25 protein-coding genes are annotated in these 25,881 nt (G+C 40.3%); 24 read left to right on the forward strand and 1 reads right to left on the reverse strand.

What is annotated here, in order from left to right; all coding sequences use genetic code 11:
• Window positions 1-7 precede the first annotated feature (7 nt).
• From prfA to esaA, 11 genes are all read left to right on the forward strand, one after another.
• Complete coding sequence (gene prfA, locus GOM48_RS04695; protein WP_235098633.1) at window positions 8-1,087, forward strand: peptide chain release factor 1; 1,080 nt, start codon at window positions 8-10, stop codon at window positions 1,085-1,087.
• On the forward strand, window positions 1,087-1,923 hold the full coding sequence (gene prmC, locus GOM48_RS04700) for a peptide chain release factor N(5)-glutamine methyltransferase (RefSeq protein ID WP_235098635.1): 837 nt from the start codon (window positions 1,087-1,089) through the stop codon (window positions 1,921-1,923). The genes prfA and prmC overlap by 1 nt, the downstream gene beginning before the upstream one ends.
• A complete protein-coding gene (locus GOM48_RS04705) occupies window positions 1,907-2,509 on the forward strand; it encodes an L-threonylcarbamoyladenylate synthase (RefSeq protein ID WP_235098636.1) in 603 nt (200 codons plus the stop codon). The genes prmC and GOM48_RS04705 overlap by 17 nt, the downstream gene beginning before the upstream one ends.
• Window position 2,510: 1 nt before the next feature.
• Entirely contained in the window at window positions 2,511-2,942 is a 432-nt protein-coding gene (locus GOM48_RS04710) for a GNAT family N-acetyltransferase (RefSeq protein WP_235098638.1), read from the forward strand.
• A 60-nt stretch (window positions 2,943-3,002) separates the two neighbouring features.
• A complete protein-coding gene (gene glyA, locus GOM48_RS04715; RefSeq protein WP_235098640.1) occupies window positions 3,003-4,259 on the forward strand; it encodes a serine hydroxymethyltransferase in 1,257 nt (418 codons plus the stop codon).
• 7 nt (window positions 4,260-4,266) lie between these two features.
• On the forward strand, window positions 4,267-5,241 hold the full coding sequence (locus GOM48_RS04720) for a nucleoid-associated protein (protein WP_235098642.1): 975 nt from the start codon (window positions 4,267-4,269) through the stop codon (window positions 5,239-5,241).
• Window positions 5,241-5,843, forward strand: a complete 603-nt coding sequence (locus GOM48_RS04725; RefSeq protein ID WP_002893258.1) for a lysozyme family protein — start codon at window positions 5,241-5,243, stop codon at window positions 5,841-5,843. Before GOM48_RS04720 ends, GOM48_RS04725 begins: the two co-directional genes overlap by 1 nt.
• Before the next feature lie 87 nt (window positions 5,844-5,930).
• Complete coding sequence (locus tag GOM48_RS04730) at window positions 5,931-6,905, forward strand: DUF1002 domain-containing protein (RefSeq protein ID WP_001227377.1); 975 nt, start codon at window positions 5,931-5,933, stop codon at window positions 6,903-6,905.
• Window positions 6,906-6,979: 74 nt separating this feature from the next.
• Window positions 6,980-8,338 carry a 23S rRNA (uracil(1939)-C(5))-methyltransferase RlmD gene (gene rlmD, locus GOM48_RS04735; RefSeq protein WP_235098644.1) on the forward strand — a complete coding sequence of 453 codons (1,359 nt, stop codon included), beginning with the start codon at window positions 6,980-6,982 and terminating at the stop codon, window positions 8,336-8,338.
• A gap of 472 nt (window positions 8,339-8,810) precedes the next feature.
• A complete protein-coding gene (locus GOM48_RS04740) occupies window positions 8,811-9,104 on the forward strand; it encodes a WXG100 family type VII secretion target (protein WP_084948610.1) in 294 nt (97 codons plus the stop codon).
• 65 nt (window positions 9,105-9,169) lie between these two features.
• A complete protein-coding gene (gene esaA / locus GOM48_RS04745) occupies window positions 9,170-12,628 on the forward strand; it encodes a type VII secretion protein EsaA (protein ID WP_235098646.1) in 3,459 nt (1,152 codons plus the stop codon).
• Between the two features lie 34 nt (window positions 12,629-12,662).
• On the opposite strand, the gene GOM48_RS04750 is transcribed toward esaA, so the two are convergent.
• A protein-coding gene (locus tag GOM48_RS04750) for an ISL3 family transposase (protein ID WP_235098648.1) occupies window positions 12,663-13,921 on the reverse strand; the annotation gives its coding sequence in 2 pieces (ribosomal slippage) (window positions 12,663-12,710 and window positions 12,713-13,921; 1,257 coding nt in all).
• Between the two features lie 229 nt (window positions 13,922-14,150).
• Here GOM48_RS04750 and GOM48_RS04755 point away from each other — a divergent pair.
• The 13 genes from GOM48_RS04755 to GOM48_RS04815 all read left to right on the forward strand — a co-directional run bounded on the left by GOM48_RS04755 (window position 14,151) and on the right by GOM48_RS04815 (window position 25,855).
• Window positions 14,151-14,636 carry a type VII secretion EssA family protein gene (locus GOM48_RS04755; RefSeq protein ID WP_084948607.1) on the forward strand — a complete coding sequence of 162 codons (486 nt, stop codon included), beginning with the start codon at window positions 14,151-14,153 and terminating at the stop codon, window positions 14,634-14,636.
• Entirely contained in the window at window positions 14,636-14,884 is a 249-nt protein-coding gene (locus GOM48_RS04760) for an EsaB/YukD family protein (RefSeq protein WP_084948606.1), read from the forward strand. Before GOM48_RS04755 ends, GOM48_RS04760 begins: the two co-directional genes overlap by 1 nt.
• Window positions 14,881-16,071, forward strand: coding sequence for a type VII secretion protein EssB (gene essB / locus GOM48_RS04765; RefSeq protein WP_235098650.1), 1,191 nt, complete (start codon window positions 14,881-14,883; stop codon window positions 16,069-16,071). Before GOM48_RS04760 ends, essB begins: the two co-directional genes overlap by 4 nt.
• The gene (gene essC, locus GOM48_RS04770; RefSeq protein ID WP_235098652.1) at window positions 16,061-20,509 is read left to right on the forward strand and encodes a type VII secretion protein EssC; all 4,449 of its coding nucleotides are present in this window, start codon (window positions 16,061-16,063) and stop codon (window positions 20,507-20,509) included. Before essB ends, essC begins: the two co-directional genes overlap by 11 nt.
• A gap of 106 nt (window positions 20,510-20,615) precedes the next feature.
• On the forward strand, window positions 20,616-21,017 hold the full coding sequence (locus tag GOM48_RS04775) for a YwqH-like family protein (protein ID WP_084948601.1): 402 nt from the start codon (window positions 20,616-20,618) through the stop codon (window positions 21,015-21,017).
• A 1-nt stretch (window position 21,018) separates the two neighbouring features.
• On the forward strand, window positions 21,019-21,312 hold the full coding sequence (locus tag GOM48_RS04780) for a penicillin-binding protein (protein ID WP_084948600.1): 294 nt from the start codon (window positions 21,019-21,021) through the stop codon (window positions 21,310-21,312).
• Window positions 21,309-21,965, forward strand: coding sequence for a DUF4176 domain-containing protein (locus tag GOM48_RS04785; RefSeq protein WP_132974218.1), 657 nt, complete (start codon window positions 21,309-21,311; stop codon window positions 21,963-21,965). The genes GOM48_RS04780 and GOM48_RS04785 overlap by 4 nt, the downstream gene beginning before the upstream one ends.
• Window positions 21,949-23,403 carry a T7SS effector LXG polymorphic toxin gene (locus GOM48_RS04790; RefSeq protein WP_235098654.1) on the forward strand — a complete coding sequence of 485 codons (1,455 nt, stop codon included), beginning with the start codon at window positions 21,949-21,951 and terminating at the stop codon, window positions 23,401-23,403. The genes GOM48_RS04785 and GOM48_RS04790 overlap by 17 nt, the downstream gene beginning before the upstream one ends.
• 1 nt (window position 23,404) lies before the next feature.
• Entirely contained in the window at window positions 23,405-23,959 is a 555-nt protein-coding gene (locus GOM48_RS04795) for a hypothetical protein (protein WP_235098656.1), read from the forward strand.
• Window positions 23,952-24,248 carry a DUF4176 domain-containing protein gene (locus tag GOM48_RS04800; RefSeq protein ID WP_084948595.1) on the forward strand — a complete coding sequence of 99 codons (297 nt, stop codon included), beginning with the start codon at window positions 23,952-23,954 and terminating at the stop codon, window positions 24,246-24,248. Before GOM48_RS04795 ends, GOM48_RS04800 begins: the two co-directional genes overlap by 8 nt.
• A gap of 32 nt (window positions 24,249-24,280) precedes the next feature.
• Complete coding sequence (locus GOM48_RS04805; protein ID WP_235098676.1) at window positions 24,281-24,874, forward strand: hypothetical protein; 594 nt, start codon at window positions 24,281-24,283, stop codon at window positions 24,872-24,874.
• Window positions 24,874-25,560, forward strand: a complete 687-nt coding sequence (locus GOM48_RS04810; RefSeq protein ID WP_235098678.1) for a hypothetical protein — start codon at window positions 24,874-24,876, stop codon at window positions 25,558-25,560. Before GOM48_RS04805 ends, GOM48_RS04810 begins: the two co-directional genes overlap by 1 nt.
• 1 nt (window position 25,561) lies before the next feature.
• Window positions 25,562-25,855 (forward strand): DUF4176 domain-containing protein, encoded by a 294-nt coding sequence (locus GOM48_RS04815; RefSeq protein ID WP_235098680.1) that lies wholly within the window; start codon window positions 25,562-25,564, stop codon window positions 25,853-25,855.
• Window positions 25,856-25,881: the final 26 nt, after the last annotated feature.

Below are 25,881 nucleotides of genomic sequence, written 5' to 3' on the forward strand. Positions count from 1 at the left end.
AGAAAAAATGAACATCTATGATCAACTACAAGCTGTAGAAGACCGTTACGAAGAACTAGGAGAATTGCTGAGTGATCCTGATGTAGTATCAGACACGAAGCGTTTCATGGAGCTTTCAAAAGAAGAGGCTTCTACTCGTGATACGGTAACAGCCTACCGTGAGTACAAACAAGTCCTTCAAAATATCGTTGATGCGGAAGAAATGATTAAGGAATCTGGCGGAGATGCGGACTTGGAAGAAATGGCCAAGCAAGAGCTCAAAGATGCCAAGGCTGAAAAAGAAGAATACGAAGAAAAATTAAAAATCTTGCTCCTTCCAAAGGATCCAAACGATGATAAGAACATCATCCTTGAAATCCGTGGAGCGGCTGGTGGTGACGAAGCGGCACTTTTCGCCGGAGACCTTCTAGCTATGTACCAAAAGTATGCGGAAGCCCAAGGCTGGCGCTTTGAAGTCATGGAAGCTTCTATGAACGGTGTCGGTGGATTCAAAGAAGTGGTTGCCATGGTATCAGGTCAGTCTGTTTACTCTAAACTCAAGTATGAATCAGGTGCCCACCGTGTCCAACGTGTCCCTGTGACAGAAAGCCAAGGCCGTGTACACACTTCGACAGCGACAGTCCTTGTCATGCCTGAAGTGGAAGAAGTAGAATACGATATTGATCCAAAAGACCTTCGTGTTGACATCTACCACGCATCTGGTGCTGGTGGTCAGAACGTCAATAAGGTTGCGACTGCCGTGCGTATCGTTCACTTGCCAACCAATATCAAGGTTGAGATGCAGGAAGAACGTACTCAGCAGAAAAACCGTGAGAAAGCGATGAAAATCATCCGTGCGCGTGTTGCTGACCACTTTGCGCAGATTGCCCAAGATGAACAAGACGCTGAGCGTAAGTCAACTATTGGTACAGGTGACCGTTCAGAACGTATCCGTACTTACAATTTCCCACAAAACCGTGTCACAGACCACCGTATCGGCTTGACCCTTCAAAAACTAGATACCATCTTGTCTGGTAAATTGGACGAAGTTGTAGATGCCTTGGTACTCTATGACCAAACGCAAAAATTAGAAGAATTAAACAAATAATGAAATTAGCTCAATTGTTTTCAGATTTTGAAGAAGAGTTGATAAGACAAGGAGAGGAAACAGAAAGCCTCTCTTTTGTCTATAGAAGTTTGAAAAATCTCTCTTTTACGGACTTCGTCTTTGCCCTTCAGCAAGAGGTAACAGAGGACGAAAAACAATTTGTAGAAGAAATTTTCCAGCAATTAGCAGCTCACAAACCAGCTCAGTATATCATTGGTTACGCAGATTTTTATGGAATGCAGTTAAAAGTGGATGAGCGAGTTTTGATTCCTCGTCCTGAGACAGAGGAGTTGGTAGAACTTATCTTGGCAGAAAATCCTGAGACGAATCTTTCAGTACTTGATATCGGTACAGGTAGCGGGGCCATTGCTATTGCTTTAGCAAAAAATAGACCAGATTGGTCAGTTGCAGCAGCAGACATTTCTCAAGATGCTCTAGATTTGGCATCTGAAAACGCTAAAGTTCAGAATCTACAGATATTTTTAAAAAAATCTGATTGTTTTACAGAAATTTCTGAAAAATATGATATAATTGTATCCAATCCACCCTATATCTCTCGTGAAGATGAGTCAGAGGTTGGTTTGAATGTTTTGCATTCAGAACCTCATCTAGCTCTCTTTGCAGATGAGGATGGTCTAGCTATTTACCGCAGAATTGCGGAAGATGCAAAAGACTATCTCACAGATGGTGGTAAGATTTACCTTGAAATTGGATACAAGCAAGGTCAAAGTGTTCCTGCGCTCTTTAGGAAATATCTTCCTGAAAAACGAGTACGAACACTCAAGGACCAATTTGGTCAAGATAGGATGGTTGTAGTTGATGATGGACAGGATTAGACAAGAGTTGGAAAAGGGCGGAGCTGTTGTTCTACCAACCGAGACAGTTTATGGTCTCTTTGCTAAGGCCTTAGACGAAAAAGCTGTTGACCATGTTTACAAACTCAAACGTCGTCCTAGAGATAAAGCGCTCAATCTTAATGTCGCTTCTCTAGAGGACATCTTGCACTTTTCAAAGAATCAGCCAACTTATCTACAAAAACTTGTAGAGACCTTTTTACCAGGTCCCTTGACCATTATCCTCGAAGCCAATGACCGAGTTCCCTATTGGGTCAACTCTGGTCTTTCAACGGTGGGATTTCGGATGCCGAGTCACCCCATTACACTTGATTTGATCCGAGAGACAGGTCCCTTGATTGGGCCATCTGCCAATATTTCAGGTCAGGCAAGTGGAGTGACCTTTGCTCAAATTCTAGAGGATTTTGATCAAGAGGTTCTGGGTCTGGAGGATGACGCTTTTCTAACTGGACAGGATTCGACTATTTTGGATTTGTCTGGAGACAAGGTGAAAATCTTACGCCAGGGGGCGATTAAGCGAGAAGACATTCTTGCTCGGTTGCCAGAGATTTCTTTTGAGGAGGAATGAGATGCTAAGAGATTTACAAGAAACAGATGTGGATGCTATATGTGAGATTAACCAAGAGACTTTGGGCTATTCTTTTAGTCCAGAGGACACAGCTAGTCAACTAGCTAAATTATCTCAGGATTCCCATCATTTCCTACTTGGCTATGAGGATGCAGCTAGTCATGTCCTACTTGGATATGTCCATGCCGAGGTTTACGAATCCCTCTATTCCAAAGCAGGATTTAATATCTTAGGCTTAGCGGTTTCACCTCAAGCACAAAGGCAAGGTATCGGTAAAAGCTTACTGCAAGGGTTGGATCAAGAAGCAAAAAGACGGGGCTATGAGTTTATCCGCTTAAACTCTGCTGATCATCGTCTGGGAGCTCATGCATTTTATGAAAAAGTTGGTTATACTTGTGATAAAGTGCAGAAACGGTTTATTCGCATCTTTTAGTTTATTTTTTTATTGGAAAAACAAACTAAAGGACCAGTCACACTATAAAGGAGAAGACCTATGATTTTTGACAAAGACGATTTTAAAGCATACGATGCTGATCTCTGGAATGCTATTGCCAAAGAAGAAGAACGCCAACAAAACAACATTGAGTTGATTGCTTCGGAAAACGTTGTTTCCAAGGCTGTAATGGCTGCTCAAGGGTCTATCTTGACCAACAAATATGCCGAAGGCTACCCAGGACGCCGTTATTATGGTGGAACCGATGTAGTAGACGTGGTAGAAACTCTAGCTATTGAACGTGCAAAAGAAATTTTCGGTGCTAAATTCGCCAATGTCCAACCACACTCAGGAAGCCAAGCCAACTGCGCGGCTTACATGGCCTTGATTGAGCCAGGAGATACGGTTATGGGAATGGATTTGGCAGCAGGTGGACACTTGACTCACGGAGCTCCTGTCAGCTTCTCTGGCCAAACCTACAACTTTGTTTCTTACAGTGTAGATCCTGAAACGGAATTCTTGGACTTTGATGTTATCTTGAAACAAGCCCAAGAAGTAAAACCCAAATTGATCGTAGCTGGTGCTTCAGCCTATTCTCAAATTATCGACTTCTCAAAATTCCGTGAAATTGCTGATGCTGTTGGGGCTAAGCTCATGGTAGATATGGCCCATATCGCTGGTTTGGTGGCAGCTGGCCTTCACCCAAGCCCAGTGCCATATGCTCATATCACTACAACAACGACCCACAAAACCCTTCGTGGCCCACGTGGTGGCTTGATTTTGACTAATGATGAGGAACTTGCTAAGAAAATCAACTCAGCTATTTTCCCTGGTATTCAGGGCGGTCCTTTGGAGCATGTTGTGGCAGCTAAGGCGGTTTCATTCAAAGAAGTTTTGGATCCAGCCTTTAAGGAATATGCTGCTAATGTCATCAAAAACAGCAAGGCTATGGTAGAAGTCTTCTTGCAAGACCCTGATTTCCGTATCATTTCTGGAGGGACTGAAAATCATCTCTTCCTAGTGGATGTCACTAAGGTTGTAGAAAACGGAAAAGTTGCTCAAAACTTGCTGGATGAAGTCAATATTACCCTAAATAAAAACTCAATTCCATACGAAACCTTGTCACCATTCAAGACAAGCGGTATTCGTATCGGAGCAGCAGCCATCACTGCACGTGGATTTGGTGAAGAAGAAAGCCGTAAAGTTGCTGAACTCATCATTAAAACCCTTAAGAATGCAGAAAATGAATCTGTCTTAGAAGAAGTGAGAAGTGAAGTCAAAGCGTTGACAGATGCCTTCCCACTATACGAGGACTAATACTTTTATGGACATTTATATTAAGAAAGCTATTATCCATCAGTTCAGCCCAGACGATACTGAGTTGTTCCTAGCGGATAAGTTTCTCAATATCACTCCAAAAATCGAGGAATACCTACGCAAAAAAATTGAACGTGTGTATTCAGATGAAGCTAAGACTGGGATTTTCGAAGTAGAAAATCCCTTCTTCAATCACATCACAGATGATTTGTTGGAGACATCAGTAACACTGGCTAATCTCTGGAAAGAGGAGTTTAGCATTTCTGAAAATCTCAAGACCAATGACTTGGTTTTTGTGCAGTTTTCTAAAGAAGGTGTTGAACATTTCGCTTTCTTGCGAATTGCCTTGCGGGAAACCTTGACCCACCTCGGTGGAGAAGTTGATAATCCAATCAAGCTAACTCAGAATAATCTACCTGGATTTGGAACGGGAGCTGACGAGGCCTTGGTGGTCAATCTTCAAAGTCGCAAGTATCATCTCATCGAAAAACGCATCAAGTACAATGGGACTTTTTTGAACTACTTTTCAGAAAATCTCCTAGCTGTTGCTCCCAAGATTTCACCAAAGAAATCCATCAAGGAATTGGAAAAAACGGCTCAGAGAATTGCAGAGTCCTTTAACACAGATGATTTTCAATTTCAATCCAAGGTCAAATCAGCGATTTTCAACAATCTGGAAGAAAGCAACGAACTGTCACCTGAAAAATTAGCTAACGACCTTTTTGACAACAATCTGACAGCTCGTTTGAGCTTTATTGATCAAGTCAAGGAAGCCGTACCAGAACCAGTTCAGTTTGATGAAATTGATGCCAGTCGTCAGCTCAAGAAATTTGAAAACCAAAAACTTTCCTTGTCAAATGGAATTGAACTCATCGTTCCAAATAATGTTTACCAAGACGCAGAATCGGTCGAGTTTATCCAAAATGACAATGGAACCTATTCTATCTTAATCAAAAATATCGAGGATATTCAAAGTAAATAATGTTTAAATTTATAAGAAGAGTGCTTGTGCTAGCAGTCTTCCTTTTCGCAGGATACAAAGCTTATCATATCCATCAGGATGTTAAACAAGTCATGACCTACCAACCCATGGTTCGAGAAATCTTGAGCGAAAGAGATACTCCAGCCAATGAAGAGTTGGTGCTCGCTATGATTTATACCGAAACGAAGGGAAAAGAGCGGGATGTCATGCAGTCTAGTGAGTCTGCTAGTGGCGCTACCAATACCATCAAAGACGATGCCTCTAGTATTCGCCAAGGGATACAGACACTAACAGATAACCTCTATTTGGCACAGAGCAAAGGAGTAGATGTCTGGACCGCTGTTCAAGCCTATAATTTTGGACCTGCCTATATCGACTTCATTGCTCAGAATGGTAAGGAAAATACTTTGGCCCTAGCCAAGCGTTACTCCCGAGAAACGGTCGCTCCAATCCTAGGTAATACTACAGGGAAGACCTACACCTACATCAACCCAATTTCTATCTTTCATGGTGCAGAACTCTATGAAAATGGTGGAAATTATTACTACTCGAGACAGGTTCGCTTTAATCTCTATATCATGAAATTCTTTAATTTCTTCTAAACATCTGGTTTGACCAGGTGTTTTTTCACTATAAGTTTTCTTTAAGATTGTTTTATTAACCTAGAAAGGTAAAGGAGGGAATATCCCATGAGAAAGAAATTCTTTCTAACAAGTGCTGCAGTATTGTGGGCCGCAACAGCTATGACGAGTGTCCACGCAGCAACCGATGTTCAAAAAGTAATCGATGAAACCTATGTACAACCTGAATATGTTCTAGGTTCTTCTCTATCTGAAGACCAGAAAAATCAAACTCTTAGCAAACTTGGCTATGACGCATCAAAAGACACCAAAGATATCAAAACTATGACACCTGATATCTATTCGAAAATTATGAATGTGGCTAATGATGCTAGTCTACAGCTCTATTCTTCAGCTAAGATTCAAAAGCTAGGTGATAAGTCGCCTCTAGAAGTCAAGATTGAAACGCCTGAAAATATCACCAAGGTGACGCAGGATATGTACCGTAACGCAGCAGTGACGCTGGGAGTGGAGCATGCCAAAATCACAGTTGCAGCTCCTATTCCAGTTACAGGAGAGAGCGCCCTAGCAGGGATTTACTATTCGTTAGAGGCCAATGGTGCCAAAGTACCGCAAGCCAATAAAGACTTGGCCCAAGAGGAGCTAAAAGCCTTATCCGATATTAATGCTGAAAACAAGGACAAATCAGGCTACGATGCCAATAAACTCAATGTCGCTTTGGCAGATATCAAGGCAGGAATCGCAAAAGCAAAAGAAGCCAAAGGTAATCTGACAGAAGAAGATGTTCGCAAAATTGTAGAAGACACACTAAAAAACTACAAACTCGATCAGGTTATAACAGGAAACCAGGTCAATATCATTATCAATTTTGCCCTCAATCTCTCAAAGAGTGACATTTTGAACAATGCTGATTTCACTAAAACCCTAAATGACCTCAAGGAAAGCATTGTCTCTCAAGCTGGAGATAGCTTTAAAAATATCAACCTCAACTTTGATGCCAATAAAGCGCTAGAAGACGGGGGCAACTTCTTTAGCTCCCTTTGGCAAGCCATTGTCAACTTCTTCAAGAGTTTTGGTGCTTAGGTCATTTCATGATATAATAGATGGTAACAGAAATGTTGCCGTCTTTTTTTGTCGGCCGATAGAAAGTGAAAAATATGCTAAAGAAAAATGATATTGTAGAAGTTGAAATTGTTGATTTGACTCATGAAGGTGCAGGGGTTGCTAAGGTAGATGGTTTGGTTTTCTTTGTAGAAAATGCTTTACCAACTGAGAAAATCCTTATGCGTGTCCTTAAAATCAATAAAAAGATTGGCTATGGAAAAGTTGAAGAATACCTTACTTACTCTCCACATCGTAACCAAGACCTTGACCTAGCTTATCTACGCTCAGGTATCGCTGATTTAGGGCATCTTGCCTATCCAGAGCAGCTCAAGTTTAAAACCAAGCAAGTCAAGGATAGTCTTTACAAGATTGCAGGAATTTCGGATGTAGAAGTTGCTGAAACACTTGGTATGGTGAATCCTGTTAAGTATCGAAATAAGGCACAGGTGCCCGTTCGTCGAGTGAATGGTATCTTGGAAACTGGCTTTTTCCGTAAGAATTCGCATGACCTCATGCCTCTTGAAGATTTCTTTATTCAGGATCCTGTCATTGACCAAGTTGTGGTAGTTCTACGCGATTTGCTTCGTCGTTTTGATTTAAAACCATATGACGAACAGGAACAGTCTGGCTTGATTCGGAACCTTGTGGTGCGTCGAGGTCATTATTTAGGACAAATCATGGTGATTTTAGTAACAACTCGTCCGAAAGTTTTTCGTGTCGACCAATTGATTGAACAAGTCATCAAGCAGTTCCCAGAGATTGTGTCTGTCATGCAAAATATCAACGACCAGAATACCAATGCGATTTTTGGTAAGGAGTGGAAGACTCTTTATGGTCAAGACTATATTACCGACCAAATGTTGGGGAATGACTTCCAAATCGCTGGACCAGCCTTCTACCAAGTTAATACTCAAATGGCAGAGAAACTCTATCAAACAGCCATTGACTTTGCGGAGTTAAAAGAAGATGACGTGGTTATTGATGCTTATTCAGGTATCGGAACGATTGGATTGTCCGTTGCCAAACATGTCAAGGAAGTCTACGGTGTTGAAGTGATTCCAGAAGCGGTTGAGAACAGCCAGAAAAATGCTGCCTTAAATAATATCATCAATGCCCATTATGTTTGTGATACAGCTGAAAATGCTATGAAGAATTGGCTCAAGGAAGGTATTCAACCAACCGTTATCTTGGTTGACCCACCACGCAAGGGATTGACCGAAAGCTTTATCAAAGCAAGTAGCCAAATTGGGGCTGACCGCATCGCCTATATCTCCTGTAATGTCGCAACCATGGCGCGTGATATCAAACTCTACCAAGAATTGGGATACGAGTTGCAGAAAGTACAACCAGTGGATCTTTTTCCGCAGACGCATCATATCGAGGTTGTAGGACTGCTGGAGAGAAAGGGATAAAGCCCACCGTTTCAGGGATTACAAAAGGCTTGATATTCGGTCTTTTTTGAATTTTTGAGTGAAGTATAAATCTAACAGCCTGAAGTGATGTAGCAGGATTGATAGTGGTAAAGTATGAAATTTATTCCCACATACGCAAAGGGGGTGCAAAATGTTCCAACAGGTAGGGTGTCTGTGGGAATTGTTTTGCACCCCCTTTTTTTGATTTTCTGATATCACCAAGATGGTCGATGGAAGTAGGAGTTCAGTAATTGATACAATAGTCTACAATGAAATGCATTATAACCTAGTATTTTTATATTGAAAGATGTGACATGCTTGATTGAACACATCAAATAGTGGGAAGTTTTCAATCGATTTATAAAGTTGAATCAAAATTCTAAAAAACACTTGCAATCTGACGAGTTTGTGATACAATATTGACTATAAGGTTATCGGGAAGATGACCAAGTCAAAAAAGGAGAATAATGATATGCCAGCAATTTCGTTGACCCCAGAACAGTTAAAGTCTGAAGCACAAACTTATACCAATGCTTCTGAACAATTGAAAGATGCCATTAACAAAGTTTCAGGCGCAAATGGTCGTCTCCAAGGACAATGGCAAGGTGCGGCTTTCCAATCTTACTTGGAACAATTCCAACAATTATCAGTAAGCGTAACTCAAATGGAACAACTTCTTGAAAGTATCCATGCACAATTGAATCAATACGCCGATACTGTTGCTGAGCGTGACCGTCAGGATGCAACTTCATTTGGTTTGAATTAATCATCGGTGAACGGCGCTTCGAAAGGGGCGTCGTTTTTTGCTAGTTATAAGTGGAAAAGGTAATAATGAATAGTCCTCATAAAGAAAAACGATACTTAAAAATTTTAACTGCAGTAGCATGCGTATCCCTGTTATCAGGTTCTCTTGTTTATTTCGCATTAAAGGATCAGAGCCTTCACTATTCAAGTGAGATCAAGCAAACTGCTAAGGTTCAATATGCGCTTGTGAATGAAGATAAAGGTGCAAGGTTTGAAAATACTGATTATAATTTAGGCTCGGATTTTGTCACTTTAATTAATCAGGATACAGAGAATAACTGGGAGACAACCAATCGTAGCGTGGCTGAAGCAGGATTGAAGTCAGGTCAGTTTGATGCAGTTATTACTCTTCCGTCAGACTTTTCTGAGAAATTGTTGAGCTTAGAGAGTGTTTCTCCAGAAAAAGCCACTGTTTCTTACCAGATTCGCGAAGGGCAAAACGAACAAGCTAATCAGGCTGTCCACAGTCAAGTTAATACAGTCTTACAAGGATTTAATCAACGGGTGGTTCGGATGTATTTTTCGAGCATCATTCGAAATCTTTCAGATGCACAGACGAATGTGAATCAGATGGCAACTACAGAGTTATCTCAAAATACGTTCATCATTTCAAATATTCAAGCTCCATTTTCGACCCTACCAGATTCATTTAGAAGTACTCAATCCATTGCAAATAGTCTGAAGACGGATAATGAACTCTTTAAGACCCAACAAGAAGCTTTTGTTAAATCAGTCGCAAGCAGCATGGAAGCGAATAACAACTCTTTAGATGCTTCTGGGAAAGCCCTTGAATCTACAACAAACTCTGTGAATGAGTTTTCAAAAGAAGCTAATACTCGTCTTGAAAAGTCAACCAACCAATATAAGGAGCAATCTGAAAAAGATAAGGCTGCCTTGGAAAAACAATGGACAGATGATCAGAAGCATTATTCTGACTTGTATAATGCCCTTTACACTGTTGGGAATGCTAAATTAAAAGAATTGCAGTTTTCCGATACGGCAACCGGTTCCTTTATGGCAGATTTCAAAGCTAAGGCGGGGGAGTATAAAACTGCACAAAGTAAGGTCAAGGGGAACTTAGAGGCACAAATCACTTCTTTAGAAAAAGAAGTAGCGGAGCTTAGAGCACTCAGGGAGACCATTGCAGAGACTTATTATGGCTCTAAGGATTTAAGTGATCAGACAGCTACTGATAAAGATATTCGCTCGGCTATTTTGAACTTAATGACGAAGCCAGAAAACCGAAGCAAACTTCCTAAGCAGTATATTGAGGCAATTGCTAGTCGCCTACCGATGATTTCATCTGGAGATTTGAGTGCTCTCATTGCTAAATTAGAGCAAGATAAATTGATCTCATCAGATGAGGCTACAACTTATCGTAATGCACTGAAAATTGTGTCTAACTACAGTAGCGAGTTGGGTGGCTCTTTAGGACAAAATACAACCTTTAAGTATCTGTCCTCAGCGGCTACTGTTACTAGTCCAGTGACCTATCCCATTCACCAAACTCTAGAATTTGATCCGTCAACTGGTAGTCAGACAGTCCAATTGAACATCGATGATGCAAATATGGGGAATCTTGAACTGGAAGGTGTGACGAAAGATTCAATTGAAGCCTCTATCCGTCAACAGTTAAAAGATACAGGCTATCATGTGACAGCTGCAGTATCAGGAAATACAATTCAAGTCACATTTGTTAATGAAAGAACGGCGTCAACTACTCCTGTCGCCTCTTCGGACTCAGGGGGATCAAGTACTTCAAATGCGGATGCAAGTGATGCAGCAACATCTACAAATTCCACTTCTACAAGTGAAAGTACGACAGCAACGCCAACTACTTCACCAAAAGTCAGTCAACCAAGCTATGCGACACTTCCTAAAAAGGTGAGTGTCACGATTAGTGGTCAGATAAAGTGGAATTTATCTGATGATGTGAAAAAGAATTCCTATAACCAAGTAGGTTATAGTTGGACAGATGGAAGTTCAGTTCAAGCTAGTGCTCAGTTATCTGTCTTTAATGGTAAGTATGACACTTTGGCTGAGGATTTACCTGCGATTCTGAAAAACTTCCAAAACCTAGACCTTACTGCCCAACAAATCGTTACTCTATTTGCATCACCAGGGGCAAGTTTAGATATCAATCAATTTGCAAGCACGCTATCAAGTGGTACTCTCGTACAAAAGGCTAGTCCAGATTCTGTATATAGTCTCTACAATAATCTAACTGACGACGAACGGGCTTCAGAAATATCGGATGTTTTAGTTACTAAGTATCGGCTTGCAGGAGATAATTTATACAAACAGGTAGATCAGCAATTAAAGGATGTGACAGATATTCTAGGTGAAAAAGAAAATCCTAAAGAAGGCACCCTTCGTCAAGTGTATCAGTCTCTCCCAGACTCAGATTTGCTTGTTAAGCAAGCTTCTGCCTTAAATACCTGGTATGGGGAGATGCAGAAGGTCTTAGATGAGGCTCATAATCAGTGGAAAGATTCTGAGAAACTTGCTTATGAATCAGTTGTCAATGATCAAAATCCACAACCAGAGAAGATGAATACCTCTAAGCTGGAAGAAGAAGTGAAGTCACTTTTGTCTCAATACGATAGCTTACGAGATAGTTCTAAAAAAACTGCACAAGCTACAGCTGATGGAGCTGCTCAGGTACGAGATATCTCACCACAAATCCAACAGTTAAACGAGACAACAGAATCGATTCAAAAGTCCGCAGATGGTGTCCTTTCCAGTTTGAATCAGAGTGTGAAGGAAACAAGTGGTACAGTTGAGAAAAATACCTCTTATGCAGAACAGTTTGGAAAGGTGCTTGCCAATGCGAAAAGTGGAGGTGCTGATAACAAGCAAGTGTTCAATTTCTTATCCGATCCAATTACTACAAAAGTCACAGAAGGTAAGACACAGGCAGCTAGTCACATTTCCATCATCCCCTATTATATGACCTTGTTGTTATCGGTTATTTCTTTTGTGATAGCTATGACGATCGGACGCTTTGTTAAAGATAGACAGGAAAGGGAAGAAACTGATCTTTTGACAACGAAAAAGTGGGACTTGAAGCTTCAAAGTTTCTTACCGACAATCATAACAGCTACTGTTGGTTCGATTTTGTTTTCAGGAGTTACAATAGGAGTAGCAACAGCAGCTAATGGATTCTTATGGTTCATTTATAGCTTTATGTTAATGGCAAGCTTGATTTTAGTGCTATCTTACAGCTTGAAGAAAGCTCCGTATCCGACTTATATTGTATCTGCATCCCTCTTAGGTTTTTATCTCCTACTAACTCCTATTTTGGGAGTGGCAACTCAATCAGGAAGTTTCCTTAATTTCTTATATCGACTGTCTCCGTTACAAAATATTGAAAACGGCTTTAGTTATCTCTTGGTCGGTGGTAACTTAAGCATTGTAACGATTCTTCTACTCTTATTATTTGTAGGCATCGGAGTTAGTCTCAATCTCTTTACAAGAAAGAAATAAGGCTCTTTGTCAACTGTAGTGGGTTGATAAAAAGTTACAGCCTGGAGAGGACCAAATTGGTTCTCTCCTTTTTGATATTCAAAGAGCGATGAGGATTCTCGTTTTAAAATTTTCAAAGTTCCGGAAGCCAAAAGCATTTCGCTTAATGACTTTGATGAGGATATTTGTGGTCTCAAGTTTTGCTTTTGAGTAGGGAAGTACAAGTGCATTAATGATCTTATCCTGATCTCTCAAAAAGGTCCTAAAAATGGTCTGGAAGATTGGATTGACAGAAGAAATAGTTTCCTTGATTAATTCAAAGAAATAATCAGCGTGCTTCTCTTGAAAATGAAAGAGTAAAAGCTGATAGAGTTCATAGTGATCTCTAAGATCTTGAGAGTAAGAGAGAAGTTTTTCGAGAATCTCTTTATTGGTTAAATGCGACTGAAATGTTGGACGATAAAATCGTTTACTGCTCAGCGTATAGTTATCCTGTTGAATGAGTTTCCAGTAACGTTTCAGTGCTTTATATTCGTGCGATCTTCTATCAAACTGATTCATAATTTGGATGCGTACGCGATTCATTGCTCGGCTGAGATGCTGGATAATATAAAAACGATCGAGAACGATTTTAGCATTTGGAAAAAATTTTCTAGCAATATCGTAGTAGGGACTAAACATGTCCATGGTAATGACTTTCACGCGACTTCTTACCTGTCTAGAATACCGAAGGAAATGATTGCGAATAGTTGCTTGAGTCCGTCCATCTAAGATAGCTAGGATCTTTCTTGTATCGTAGTCCTGTGCAATAAAGCTCATCTTTCCTTTCTTGAAGCTATATTCATCCCAACTCATGTGTTCTGGAAGGTGGTTAAGATCAGTCTTAAATTTGAATTTATGTAACTGACGAATGACTGTAGAAGTGGAGACAGATAAACTTTCGGCGATAGCTGTCATAGGGACTTTCTCGATTAATTTTTGAGTGATTTTCTGGTTGACGATCGTTGAGATTTGGTGGTTCTTTTTGACTAAGGAAGTCTCTGCGACAGCTATTTTTCCGCATACTTTACAACGAAAACGGCGTTTTCTCAATCGAATGAGAGTTTTGTAGCCCGCACACTCTAGATAGGGAATTTTAGATTCTTTTTGGAAGTCATATTTAGCCATTTGTCCTTGACAGTCGAGACACTTAGGAGCAGGATAATCTAGCTTAGCGATGATTTCTTTATGTGTTTTAGAATCCAGATAATTCAAGATTATAATGTTCTTGTCTTTAATTCCGAGTAAGTTTGTGATAAAATTTAATTGTTCCATAAGATTCTTTCTAATGATGGTTTGGTCACTTTTCATTATAGGTCTTATGGGACTTTTTTTCTACAACAAAATAGGCTCCATAATTCCTATGGTAGTTTTACCCACTACAGAAATTATAGAGCCAGAAATAATCAAGGTAAGGATCCGTAAGGATCCTTTTTGTTTTCTTGTGAGATGGTGTGATTTGTAGTATAATAAAGTTATCTTTACCAAGTGGGGAAGGAGATTTATGAAGAAGGTTCAAGTCATTTTTAGTCTATTATTGTTGTGTCTTTTTCTTAACTCAGGTGATGTCCGAGCAGATGATGGAAGTCTTGAAATTAATAATCAAACCATCCATGATCAAGGGAACAGTCCTCAGACTACTAAGTCTAAGAATATTCCTGAATTATTTTTAGAAGATAGTGTGAAGAAAGAAAAACAGCTACAAAAAGCACAGCAAGAGAATGTTCATCAAGCGCAGTCCTCTCTTTTTACCGGGACTAAAGATACTAATAGTTTTCAGAGTCAGGATAAGGTGACGCGTGGCTTGTTTCAAGCAGATTATAGAGCAGATGAAGCAATTTTGACTGGAGAGAGCACCTCTAACACTTCGCTACCTACTTGGCTATCTATTTTAGGATTTGGAATAGGTCTACTTGGAGTGACCTATCTAGGTGTTTGGCTAGGTAGGAAGTACTCAAAAGTGCTTCGTTTTAAGAAGGAGAGTGTGTGATGAAGACAATTACGGTTGGTATAAAATGGAGAGACCAAATATATGATTTGAAACTTCCAACGCAGGTTTCATTCAAGAGAGTAAAAGAGCTGATATGTGAGTCATTTTCAATGATGAACCAAGAGCTACCAAGTCACTTTGATCTTCAAGTGACTAATAAATCAATTGCCTTTTATGATGATGACCAGATAGCGGACTTTCCTTTAGGAAACGGAGATCAATTAGAAATTGTAGGGAGAAAGAAATGAAAGTACAAGAGACAAGTATCCAATCCAAGTGGTCGAAAGAGGCTGGTGAACTAGAGATTAAGTTATCCGCTAATCAATTTCAACTGAATCGGATGAAGCAGTATCGATTCTTTTTAGAAAGCACGGCACATTTAGCTCAAGGAGCAGTGAAAGAAGAGGCAGAAGAGGTCGTTCGTCTTTCTTACCAAATTCCAGCAGGTTATCAGTCGATTCGAGAAGCTGTTGAAAATAAAGAAATCTTAGAACGCCTTCATCTTTTTCAAAAGTTACAATTCTTAAAAGAAACTGTCGATCAGCCTATGAAACCCTTTATTCACCCAGATAATCTGTTTGTGAGCGGGGAAAGTGTCCTTTTAGGACATAGAGGGATGACAGATAGTGTGGTTCCTTTTTCGCTCATGAAAGAGGACTTGTTAAAGCAATATAAGGCTTTAGCTGTGTTCATTTTACAACCTAAGCTCAACTTTGAAGAGTTAATTGATAGTCTTACGACGGTAAAAAATGCTTTTGCGGAAACTCTTTTTAAAGCGGAGACTTTTGATGAAGTAGACCATCTTATTAGTGAGCAGGCTCGTATCCAAGAAGAGAAGCGTCAAAAGGAAAAACTGCTTGTCTCGAAAAGGAACTATCAATTGTTTAAATGGGGTTCTTTAGGACTCGCAATTGTAACAGTTGCGATGGGGATTGCAACAGGTATTTATGCTTTTTATGTGGTGCCTAAGCAGGATAAAATCATTCAGGCTGAGACGAGTTACATTGCTAAGGATTATACGGCAGTGGTAGAAGGTCTTAAGTCAGAAGCTCCAAATAGTCTTCCGAAGGGAGTCCAGTATACACTTGCGGCTAGCTCGTTAGAGTTAGACAATCTTACTCAAGAACAAAAGGAAGCTGTATCTAGAAACTTGTCACAGAAATCTAGTGAGAATACTCTTTCTTATTGGATCTATATCGGCCGTGGAGAACTTGAAAAAGCACTTGATATTGCTCAAAATATTGGGGACATTCAGTATATTCTTCATGCTTATACGAAGCTCTATGATCAGGTCAATACAGACAGTACGATGAGCGGAGCGAAAAAGCGAGAACTCCTTGAAAAGTATCAAAAAGAAATTGATAAGTTACAGGAACAATTAAACGGAAGTTCAAAGGCAAATAGTACATCAAAGGAGACTAAAAATGGCAACTAAGGGCAAACAAGCGACTTGGAGTCAAAAGCTGTCAGATGAAGAGGTTCTTTGGCATGTGTTTTCGTTTAAAGAATGCTTTGAGTACAAAGAGTTGACTGAAAGGGCCTACTCAATCAATATTGGAGAAAGTCATATCTCAATTACTGAAAGTGGTCTTGAAAAGGACGGAATCCCTTGGGCTGGTCAGGAGGAGGAAAGTCTGGTAGCCATTCCACATGAACAGATTCAGATCCATTCCTTTACCTATCCTAAGCAGGACTTACTCTTTTCTAAGGAGAAGAAAGCAGATGTTTGCCTTGAAAGTCAAGCTCTCCTTTACCTGAAGGTTAAGGAGAATACCTATCATCTCTCTGGATCATCTAATGGAGCTAAGGTTTATCTAAATGGACAAATTCTAGAGGAAGTTGATGCCTCTATTCAGGTAGGGGATGTTTTGGTGGTGGACTGCTTTCTTTTCTCATTTCGAGAACATCAGATCCATTTCCTGCCCTTGAGCAGACAGTACACTATCCAATCTGATCATTTGTTTGAAGAGCCTTATCAAGCTGAGTTTCCATATGAGTTTCCTAATTATCGTAGAAGTCCACGCATTTATCTAAAAGAGCCTGAGGATAAGGTGGAAATCAATTCACCAGCGCCAGAAGAAAAACTTAGACGTGGTGAGCTATGGCGTGCGATCGTACCGCCTGTTGGAATGGTGGTGATTAGCGGAGCATCTAGTGTCTTTATGCAGGGAAATGCCTTGCTTATGATGGGAATGGCCAGTGCCAGTCTCTTGACAGCTGGATTTTCAGTATCGAGCTATTTTACCAACAAAAAGGAAGTCAAAGAGAAGAATCAGAAAAGAAACGATGATTATCAAGAGTATCTCTTAGAGACAGGAAGCCAATTGAGTCGTCTAAAGGCGGAACAAAAGAAAGCCTTGACATATAATTTTCCATCGGTTGATGAATTAGTGGATTTAGTAGAAAGTTACAACCCACGGATTTATGAGAAGATGGTGACAAATGATGACTTTCTAAAGGTTCATTTGGGAACTGGAACGATTGATTCTAGTTATTCCTTACGTTTTCAACCAACCAATCGCAAGGAAGACTGGAGCCGCTTTGTCGAGAAAAAACTGGTACAACCTCATATAAAATTAGAGGATGCGCCTATTGTCCTCTCTCTACGTGATCAGGCTTTGGGATTAGCGGGAGTAGCTCCTGTCTTACGAGTAGCAGTTCAAACGCTATTGTTTCAGATTGCGGCGCTCCATTCCTATCATGATGTAGAGTTTGTGACCTTGGTCTCCCAAGAGGAATACGAGAATCACTGGCGAGAATGGCGCTGGTTGCCTCATGCGCAAATGCGGAGTCTCAATCTACGGGGACTTATTCATGATGACCAGACCAGGGACATGATCTTGACCTCTTTTTACCAGATGTTAGTCAAGCGTCGTCAGGTCGTTCGGGAACAAAAGCAGGAGCAAATCTTCTCGCCGCACTATGTCTTGACGATTTTGGATGAGTCATGGCTGTCAGGACATGGGCTCAATGAATTTCTGGCAGAGGATATGAACCAGTATGGGGTGACGGTTATCTGGGGTAAGGAAAGCCTCAATATGTTGCCTGAGACGGTGACGGCAGTGGTTGATTACCAAAATGGAGAAACAGCCAAGCTCGTCAATAATCATCATATCTATGTCAACCAAGATTTTAAGCCTAATCGTCTGCCTCAAAATGGAAAACTTGAAGAAGCAATTTACCGTTTGGCCAATCTCAATCATATCGAAGTGGAGAAAAACTCGATTCCAGATACGATTTCCTTTATGGAACTCTACGGTGTTAAGCAGGTCGAGGAATTGGATGTGGAGAAACGCTGGCAGGCGGCGGATGCATCTAAGTCTCTCGCTGTACCTCTAGGTGTTCGAGGGAAGGATGATATTGTGCTGCTCAACCTTCATGAGCGTGCCCATGGTCCACACGGACTAGTTGCAGGGACTACCGGCTCTGGTAAGTCTGAGATTGTGCAGAGCTATATTCTGTCTCTAGCTGTTAACTTTGCGCCAGAAGATGTTGGATTTCTTCCGATTGACTTCAAAGGGGGAGGAATGGCCAATCTCTTTGCCAAGCTGCCTCACTTGATGGGTGCTATTACCAACTTGGATGGAGCTGGGACGGCTCGTGCGCTGAAGAGTATTCGTGCGGAACTTCAAAAGCGTCAGCTTCTCTTTGGGAAATTCGGTGTCAACCATATCAATGGCTATACCAAGCTCTATAAAAAAGGGAAGGCACTTAGCGATCCAGAGGAGAAAAAGACCTATCCGACAGAGCCTTTACCCCATCTTTTCCTAATCTCAGATGAGTTTGCGGAGTTGAAGCAAAATGAACCAGAGTTTATGGCAGAACTCGTCTCCACGGCACGTATCGGACGTTCCCTAGGGGTTCACCTGATCCTTGCGACTCAAAAGCCATCTGGAGTGGTGGATGAGCAGATCTGGTCTAATTCTCGCTTTAAGCTGGCGCTCAAGGTTGCCGATCCTTCAGACTCAAATGAGATTATCAAAACGCCAGATGCGGCTAGTATCACTCAGCCTGGTCGTGCTTATCTTCAGGTCGGAAACAATGAAATCTATGAACTCTTCCAGTCAGCATGGAGTGGAGCGGATTATCAGCCTTATAGTGATGAAGGTAATCAAGTAGATGAACGGATTTGGTTAGTGAATCAACTAGGGCAGAGCGAACTCTTGATTGACGGAAATGACGGGGATTACTCGGTTGAAGAGACACAAGAGCGGGAGACAGAGCTTGAAGCTGTGATTGATTATATCAATAAGGAAACGGAGCGTCTGCAAGTCATCCTCCCTGAAAAGCCATGGTTACCACCTCTTGGAGAGGAGCTAGTAGGAGCGGCAATTGACCGTCAGGCAGAGTGGACAACACCACGTCAACTCTCCATTCCACTAGGCATGCTGGATCTGCCAAGTGCTCAAAAGCAGGAGGTCTACCACTTTGATATTGAGGAGTTGGGCAATACCGTCTTATATGGGTCCCCAGGCCTTGGAAAATCAACAGCTCTTCAAACTATCCTCATGAATCTGGCTCGTAGAAATACGCCTGAGCAAGTTCAGTTTAACCTTTTTGATTTTGGGACGAATGGTCTCTTACCAATTAGAGAGTTGCCACATGTGGCGGATCTGGTTCGACTAGATGAGGAAGAAAAGCTCCTCAAGTATCTGAAACGTCTGGATAGTCTTATGAAAGAGCGAAAAGCCCTCTTTACAGAGGCTGGCGTGTCTAGTCTGTCACAGTATGAGCAAAAGACAGGTCAAGCTCTCCCTGTTCTTCTCAACTTCTTTGATGGCTATGACTCAGTACGGGAAAGCCCATTAGAGGAAATCATCGAGTCAGCTGTCAACCAGCTCCTACGTGAGGGAGCTAGTCTGGGTATTTATACTCTGATAACCGTACTCAGCACTAGTAGCTTGCGTTTACGGATGAGCTCGACGATTCCCAATGCTTTGAGCTTTTACTTAGTAGAAGAAGGAGCGCTTCGGACGGTTATGGGACGTGATGCCCTGCCAGGCCAGGAAATTGTCGGCCGTGCTCAGGTGAAACAGGAAGAAGTTCTAGAGTTACAAGTCTATCTGCCGATAGAAGGAAAAGACGATATCGACCGTCTTTCTCACTTAACAGCAGAAATCCAATCGATGAATCAGGACTGGCAAGGCTTACGTCCAGAAGCAGTACCTATGTTGCCAAGTAAGATTTCTACGAGTTTCTTTGAAGATCACGAGGAAGTTCAGGATATGTGGCAAAGAGGCGAGTTGCCAATTGGTTTTGACAAAGAAAGTACACACCCGGTTGGCTTTGTGCCAAAACGAGACGGCTACTTTGAGCTTCTCTATGATACTATGCAGCAGCTAGAATATGGCGAAGCAGCGCTTCTGACAGGCTTAGAAAAAGTGCCTAGTCACATTAAAAAGTTCTTGGTGGATCCAACAGGAAACTACCATCAGTCGGAAGGGCTGTTCGACCAAGTATTTGTGGGCGAGGAAATCCCTGGTTTCTTTATGGATATGCAGTCTGAAGTGGATGCGCGCACGCCAGCTGATTTGGATTATCCTATCTACATCTTGATTCCAGAAGCACAAGCCCTCAGCAAGCTTATGAATCTTAAGATGACAGAGGATGCCTTTAAGGCTCTCCTACACAAAGGAGGGACCGTTGGGCTCCACTTCATCTTTATGGGTGAGCTTCGTCAGATCGTTAATGGCTATATGGAAGTGGATAAGATTCTGAAGGTTAATGTGCCTGCAGGCTGTATTGGTATTCGTTTCCAAGACCAGAATGTTGTATCCATTAAGAGTAGCTTCACAGAATCGGTTGTTGGAGTGGATGAGTACAACTACTTCACTAGCCGGGATGGTTATCGTATCAAACTTATCAGTGAGTAAAAGCGAGTCATTTGGCTTGCTTTTATTTTTAGGGTACTTTCCCAATCCTTATGGTAAAACATCAGAATTTTTGATATAATCAGAGAAAAAATGGAGGAGTTTATGTATGGGACGATACGATAGTGCTATTGCGAATTGTCATGCGCAAATTCGTTGGATCCGTTTGGATATACGTACTTATGAGGATAAGATAAGACGGTTGGAATCTGCGAATGATCGTATTCAGAGTCAGATGGATGTTGTTAGTAAAAACAAGACTTCTGCGAGTGATTTGAATAAGCACTCTACAACTGATTTCAAGGGAACCCGTCGGGAAGATTTTGATAAAACGTTAGCAGGAATTTCCGATGCGATTACAACTTGGTTGACAGATACAGAAATGAATTGTAAGAGTATTCGCTTTAAAATATCAGAATATAATGGGAATATTGAAGATTGCCAGACCAAAATTAATAGTCTGAATAGCCAGATTGAATACTATCATCGCTTGAATAGGGAGGAGGACTAGTATGTCAGGTCAAGCAGAAATATATGTCCAAACAGAAGAATGGGCTGGACAGGTCGGACGTTATCATTCGGGTGTTGCCTCTGTTCGTCCACTATCTACTCTTCCTTTTTCCTATACAGATTTGTCTCCTTTTAAGAACTTTAATCAAGCTATTCAGAATTTAAATACATCTGTCATAAAATATCGAACTTATGTGAATTCTCAATCCTCTAATATGCTTAGGGTTTCTGAGAATAAGTTGTTGGATGATCGTTCAGGAGCCGATGGATTTCAAGATGGGATTAGATTAAAATGAAGACAGCAGAACAAATTTGGAAAGAGTATTGTGACGGTAATACGGCATTTCCCACTACAGATTTTTTACATCAGATAGCTTTTATTTTAAAAAATCGTCCAGAGGTATTGGGCGCAATCGTAAAAGCTTTTTTGGATAAAAAGCCAAACTATATTTATCATCCGCGGATTGGCGCTGATATTGAAGTGACTTTTTTACCGAAAGAAGTGTATATTTGTCGGAACGAGACAGATATTATGCTAGCTAAAAGTGAATTTGTCCATTTTTTAGATGGGGTTGATAAGGTTTATAGTGACATTCTTCCCTTGGGCACATTGGTTGAGATTGACAAGGAGCAGCTATCTCAAGAGTTAGTAGTGTCACTTTTAGGCGATGAGCCACTTTATGTCATGATTATGGGGCGAAAAGTCGTTTTCGACGGAGCTTATGTGGATTATTTAGCACAGTTCTGGCCACTTGGTCTTCAAGCAGAGCTTCCACCGATGGCGATTCATAAGACCATGATCAAACGAATTATCGCTCAGGGTTATGCGGAATCAGAAAAAGAAAGTTCCTATGTGGGTCAATTACGGGAAATATTGATGAAAACAGCTATTCCTTCCCACTTTTATCTACGATTACAGGAGGAGTTAGACGATGAAAATCAAGCGTAATGAGTTGGAAAGTTTAAAGAATTTTCTCTATAAACAGACCCAAGCTTTCGAGGCTGATTTGGCTGAGGCACAGTCGACTGCGCAGAGTCTTGCCTCCAGCCAAGCGCTGCGTGGTGATGTCAAGACTGCGATTAACCATGAGTTGAATTATTACAACCTTCCCCTTCTTCAGGGCTATGTGGATTATTCTAATCTGCTTTATACTGAGTTTGACAATCTGATTTCTGACTTTGAATCAACAGTCGGTGAGAAAAGCGCAACAGCTGTCATCAACAGTGAGGCCTTAACTAGCTTGAAGCAGAGTGTGGATGGTCTCCATTCCTCCATTGTCCGGGATATGGATGCGACGAATAAATATTATACGGAAATTTCTGACTTGATCTTACTGAAAGCTCCCAGCAAGGATAAGCTAGATCGGGCTATTGAGGCGTCGAAACAGTCGCTTTCCGAGACGGAGAAGCGCCTGGCTGCCTTCAATGGCAAGCAGGTCACAAGTGAGTTAGATGCGATTTTAAACAATCAAAATAAGGGCTTAACGAAGGTGAGTGGGACGGTTACCATGGCCAGCCCTTATCGTAATCCTGAAGCGCTTGATATCTATCGTAATCCTCATTTCAAGAAGGCGGCAAACCGCTATCACCAGAAAGTGGATAGCCTAGCAAGGGCTTACTTCCAGAAGAATCATCCAGGCGTTGCATTTGACAAGGACAAGGCAGGGATTGAGGAATTGCAGGCTCTTGCGAGGGAGGTGACTAAGAAGGCGGAGTATGGAGAGGAAATCCCACCTGGTCTAGAAAATAGAGAGGATGGTTCATCGAATCAAAACTTGCCATCTTATTTATCGTCTTTATTTGGAGCGTTTAGTCAAGAAGCTTTAAAAAGTTTTATGACAGATAAAGCTATAAATGCGTTTATTCAATCTTCTTGGGAATGGTTGACACATAGTCCCCAAAATATGCAATATGGTTTGCTGGGAGCTGTTTCAGGCGGTGGGACTTATACTATTCCAGTTGATGTTAATCCTATATATAGTGGATTTGTTAAAGGAGTTGCTAAATATGGCGTACAGACTCTAGGGGCTGCAGTGGATTTTGGCATGCAAGTTGCAGATGGAGAAAATATTGGTCATGCAGCAGTAAAGACTGGAGGACATGTAGCGATTGGTATTGGCGCTGCTAAAGTTGGGGCAGCTATAGGTAGTGCTTTTCCGGTGGTTGGTACAGTAGGTGGAGCAGCAATAGGTTTTGTTGCAGGAGTTGCAGGATCAATGATTTTTGACTGGGTGTATGATAGTGTTGCAAAACCTTTTATAGATGATACCATTAGTAACATACAGCATGCAGCTGATACAATAGGAAAGACGGTCAATGATGTTGGAAAAAATATCGGCGATGCTTTTACAGGAATGATGAGTGGTTTGGGAAGTGTATTTGGGTGAGATGATGAAAGATAATTACGAAATTATTCCTGTAGGAATCTATCAAAAGCAATCTGTTTTTTATGATAAAAGCAGTCAAAAATTACTAATCAGGATAGATAAAAAAGAAAGCAGCTATAGTCAATCTTTCTTAGTGATGATTATACTGTTTATGTTGCCAATAGTTAGATGGTTAAATCAATATCTATTTATAAATATTTTATTATTTAATATTTTAATACTGATATTTGGGACAATTGCAGTTTTTTCTGTTTCGCGAATCTACGTTAAAAAGTTGTATAGAGGGATAGAATTATCTGATTTATACCTGTCAAGAGAATCATATGGTATATTTCTTCATCAAGAAAAAAGAAATGCTAAGATTGCGATGATAACTATCATATCTTTATTTCTAATAGTTACAATTTCTGCTATTCTATATTTACTGACATCAATCTTTTTATTCTTATTTGTTTCCGTCGGTTTACTTTTTCCTTTTTGTTTATTCTTAAATACAAAAACGAAAGAACGATATATTATTTTAAATCAATTGATAAAGGAGTTAAAGAATGAGTAATTATTTACCTATTGGAAGTGTTGTTCAACTACAGAACGGTGATACTAAAGTGATGATTATAAATCGGTTTCCACTTTACAATAGTCGAGGAACAATTGGATATTTTGACTATTCAGCTTGTCTTTATCCTTCTGGAAATACGGATAATCAAGTTTATTTCTTCAATCATGAAAATATTGACAAGATTTGGTTTGAGGGATATATTGATGAAGCAGAGGAACAGTTGCAGGAGAAATTTATAGTAGAGAAAAAGAATATCTCATATCCAAGATTGACACTTGAGCTTTAGTAGTATCGATCAAGAGTAGCCTTACGGAGGCCATGGTTGGAAGCGAATTTTCTAAAGAAACTATAGGATCTTTTTTGGATCATGTTAAAGGGAAAGTTATTGAGGAATCTAAAAATATAGGTCGTTCACTGGCGGCGACTTTGCAACCGCGTGATGCCGCAGGAAGATTTATAAAAGATAGTTCAAAAATGAGAAATTGGATAACTAGCACGCTGAAAAAAATACCGAATTCTACCAGTAAAGTTCTTGGAAATGTTGCTAAATGGGGTGGAAGAGGACTTGTTGGTCTAGGAATGTGTTCAGAAGGAAGTGACCATTATAAAGAATACCATAATGTTGGTAGAGCAGTTAGTTATGGCTTAACGGCTGGAACAGCTGGCTGGGTAGCCGGTCTTGCTGTGGGTTCAGCTTTAGCTGGAGCTCCAGTTGTTGTTGGTCTAGTTGGAGCTGTAGCAGTGGGGGCAGCTGTTTCTGTAGGTGTAAAAGCTCTGTATAAAAATGTGAAACCATTTAGAGCTGTAGTTGATGGTGCAGGAGATCTTTTAAACGGAATAGGAAAAGGAATATCTAATATCGGAAAATCATTTAGCAATCCACTCAAAGCAATTAAAGGAGTTTTTGGATAATGGAGAAAAAAGCTAACTATGTAGCCCGTGTAGTGGGGCGGCTGGATAACCGTTATTATCTAATAGAAGTCCATAACCGTCTTTATGTAATAGATTATTTTAATCCAAAGGACATCCGAAATTATTTGTGGAGATTTAATGCGTATAATAATACGGAATACTTAATTTATGATGTGACGGAACAAGTTGAACAGTATGAAGTAAAGCCATTTAATATATGGTTAGAAAATTTTAGGAAAGTATTTGATATTGTGTCTGTTGCTTTGGTATTTTGGCTCTTATTCTTTCCTCCAAAATTCGCAAATAATCCCATGATTTTTTCTTCATGGCGAATTATTCTTATTTTATTTTTTATCGGAGCTTTGCTAATTTTTCTAGTTTTAAATTTAGGAATGGATAAAACTCTTAAATTTAATTTTCAGGATGCATTATTATTACGAGCTACAATAAAAGAAAATAAGAAAGGATCTAATTCCTCATTTTTTAAGGTTATTCAACATTTAATAACTTTTATATTGCTTTTCTCAGGGTGTCTTTTCATTGGGATTTTCAATTCAAATTATCTCACTCTGCTATTATTTACCTTTATTGGAGGTTATTCAATTTTATTTATCTATGCTATATCAATACAATATAATTTAAATCGTTTTAAATTTCATATTATTAAAAATACACAGGAGGCATAAAATGTTATTACCATTAGGAAGTATTGTTTACCTAGCAGATGGTAACCAGAAAGTTGTGATTATTGGTCGTGGAATGATTGTTAATCAGGAGGGGGCAGATGTTGTTTTTGACTATACAGGCTCTGTTTTTCCAGATGGTCTCAATCCAGAAGAGATTTATTATTTTAACGAAGAAGATTTTGACGAAGTCATATTTGAAGGTTACCGTAACGATGAGGAAGAACGCTATGCAAAGCTTTATCTACAGTGGTTGGAGGAAAACAAGGAGAAAGTGGTAAAAGGAAGAACGAAATAGTATCATTTTTATACTATTATTTTTAC

Source organism: Streptococcus oralis (genome assembly GCF_021497885.1).
GTDB lineage: Bacteria > Bacillota > Bacilli > Lactobacillales > Streptococcaceae > Streptococcus > Streptococcus oralis_BQ.

Excerpts from the sequence above, each read along its gene's own strand:
- prfA (WP_235098633.1), top strand. The coding sequence starts at position 8 with ATGAACATCTATGATCAACTACAAGCTGTAGAAGACCGTTACGAAGAA.
- prmC (WP_235098635.1), top strand. The coding sequence starts at position 1,087 with ATGAAATTAGCTCAATTGTTTTCAGATTTTGAAGAAGAGTTGATAAGA.
- GOM48_RS04705 (WP_235098636.1), top strand. The coding sequence starts at position 1,907 with ATGATGGACAGGATTAGACAAGAGTTGGAAAAGGGCGGAGCTGTTGTT.
- GOM48_RS04710 (WP_235098638.1), top strand. The coding sequence starts at position 2,511 with ATGCTAAGAGATTTACAAGAAACAGATGTGGATGCTATATGTGAGATT.
- glyA (WP_235098640.1), top strand. The coding sequence starts at position 3,003 with ATGATTTTTGACAAAGACGATTTTAAAGCATACGATGCTGATCTCTGG.
- GOM48_RS04720 (WP_235098642.1), top strand. The coding sequence starts at position 4,267 with ATGGACATTTATATTAAGAAAGCTATTATCCATCAGTTCAGCCCAGAC.
- GOM48_RS04725 (WP_002893258.1), top strand. The coding sequence starts at position 5,241 with ATGTTTAAATTTATAAGAAGAGTGCTTGTGCTAGCAGTCTTCCTTTTC.
- GOM48_RS04730 (WP_001227377.1), top strand. The coding sequence starts at position 5,931 with ATGAGAAAGAAATTCTTTCTAACAAGTGCTGCAGTATTGTGGGCCGCA.
- rlmD (WP_235098644.1), top strand. The coding sequence starts at position 6,980 with ATGCTAAAGAAAAATGATATTGTAGAAGTTGAAATTGTTGATTTGACT.
- GOM48_RS04740 (WP_084948610.1), top strand. The coding sequence starts at position 8,811 with ATGCCAGCAATTTCGTTGACCCCAGAACAGTTAAAGTCTGAAGCACAA.
- esaA (WP_235098646.1), top strand. The coding sequence starts at position 9,170 with ATGAATAGTCCTCATAAAGAAAAACGATACTTAAAAATTTTAACTGCA.
- GOM48_RS04755 (WP_084948607.1), top strand. The coding sequence starts at position 14,151 with ATGAAGAAGGTTCAAGTCATTTTTAGTCTATTATTGTTGTGTCTTTTT.
- GOM48_RS04760 (WP_084948606.1), top strand. The coding sequence starts at position 14,636 with ATGAAGACAATTACGGTTGGTATAAAATGGAGAGACCAAATATATGAT.
- essB (WP_235098650.1), top strand. The coding sequence starts at position 14,881 with ATGAAAGTACAAGAGACAAGTATCCAATCCAAGTGGTCGAAAGAGGCT.
- essC (WP_235098652.1), top strand. The coding sequence starts at position 16,061 with ATGGCAACTAAGGGCAAACAAGCGACTTGGAGTCAAAAGCTGTCAGAT.
- GOM48_RS04775 (WP_084948601.1), top strand. The coding sequence starts at position 20,616 with ATGGGACGATACGATAGTGCTATTGCGAATTGTCATGCGCAAATTCGT.
- GOM48_RS04780 (WP_084948600.1), top strand. The coding sequence starts at position 21,019 with ATGTCAGGTCAAGCAGAAATATATGTCCAAACAGAAGAATGGGCTGGA.
- GOM48_RS04785 (WP_132974218.1), top strand. The coding sequence starts at position 21,309 with ATGAAGACAGCAGAACAAATTTGGAAAGAGTATTGTGACGGTAATACG.
- GOM48_RS04790 (WP_235098654.1), top strand. The coding sequence starts at position 21,949 with ATGAAAATCAAGCGTAATGAGTTGGAAAGTTTAAAGAATTTTCTCTAT.
- GOM48_RS04795 (WP_235098656.1), top strand. The coding sequence starts at position 23,405 with ATGATGAAAGATAATTACGAAATTATTCCTGTAGGAATCTATCAAAAG.
- GOM48_RS04800 (WP_084948595.1), top strand. The coding sequence starts at position 23,952 with ATGAGTAATTATTTACCTATTGGAAGTGTTGTTCAACTACAGAACGGT.
- GOM48_RS04805 (WP_235098676.1), top strand. The coding sequence starts at position 24,281 with ATGGTTGGAAGCGAATTTTCTAAAGAAACTATAGGATCTTTTTTGGAT.
- GOM48_RS04810 (WP_235098678.1), top strand. The coding sequence starts at position 24,874 with ATGGAGAAAAAAGCTAACTATGTAGCCCGTGTAGTGGGGCGGCTGGAT.
- GOM48_RS04815 (WP_235098680.1), top strand. The coding sequence starts at position 25,562 with ATGTTATTACCATTAGGAAGTATTGTTTACCTAGCAGATGGTAACCAG.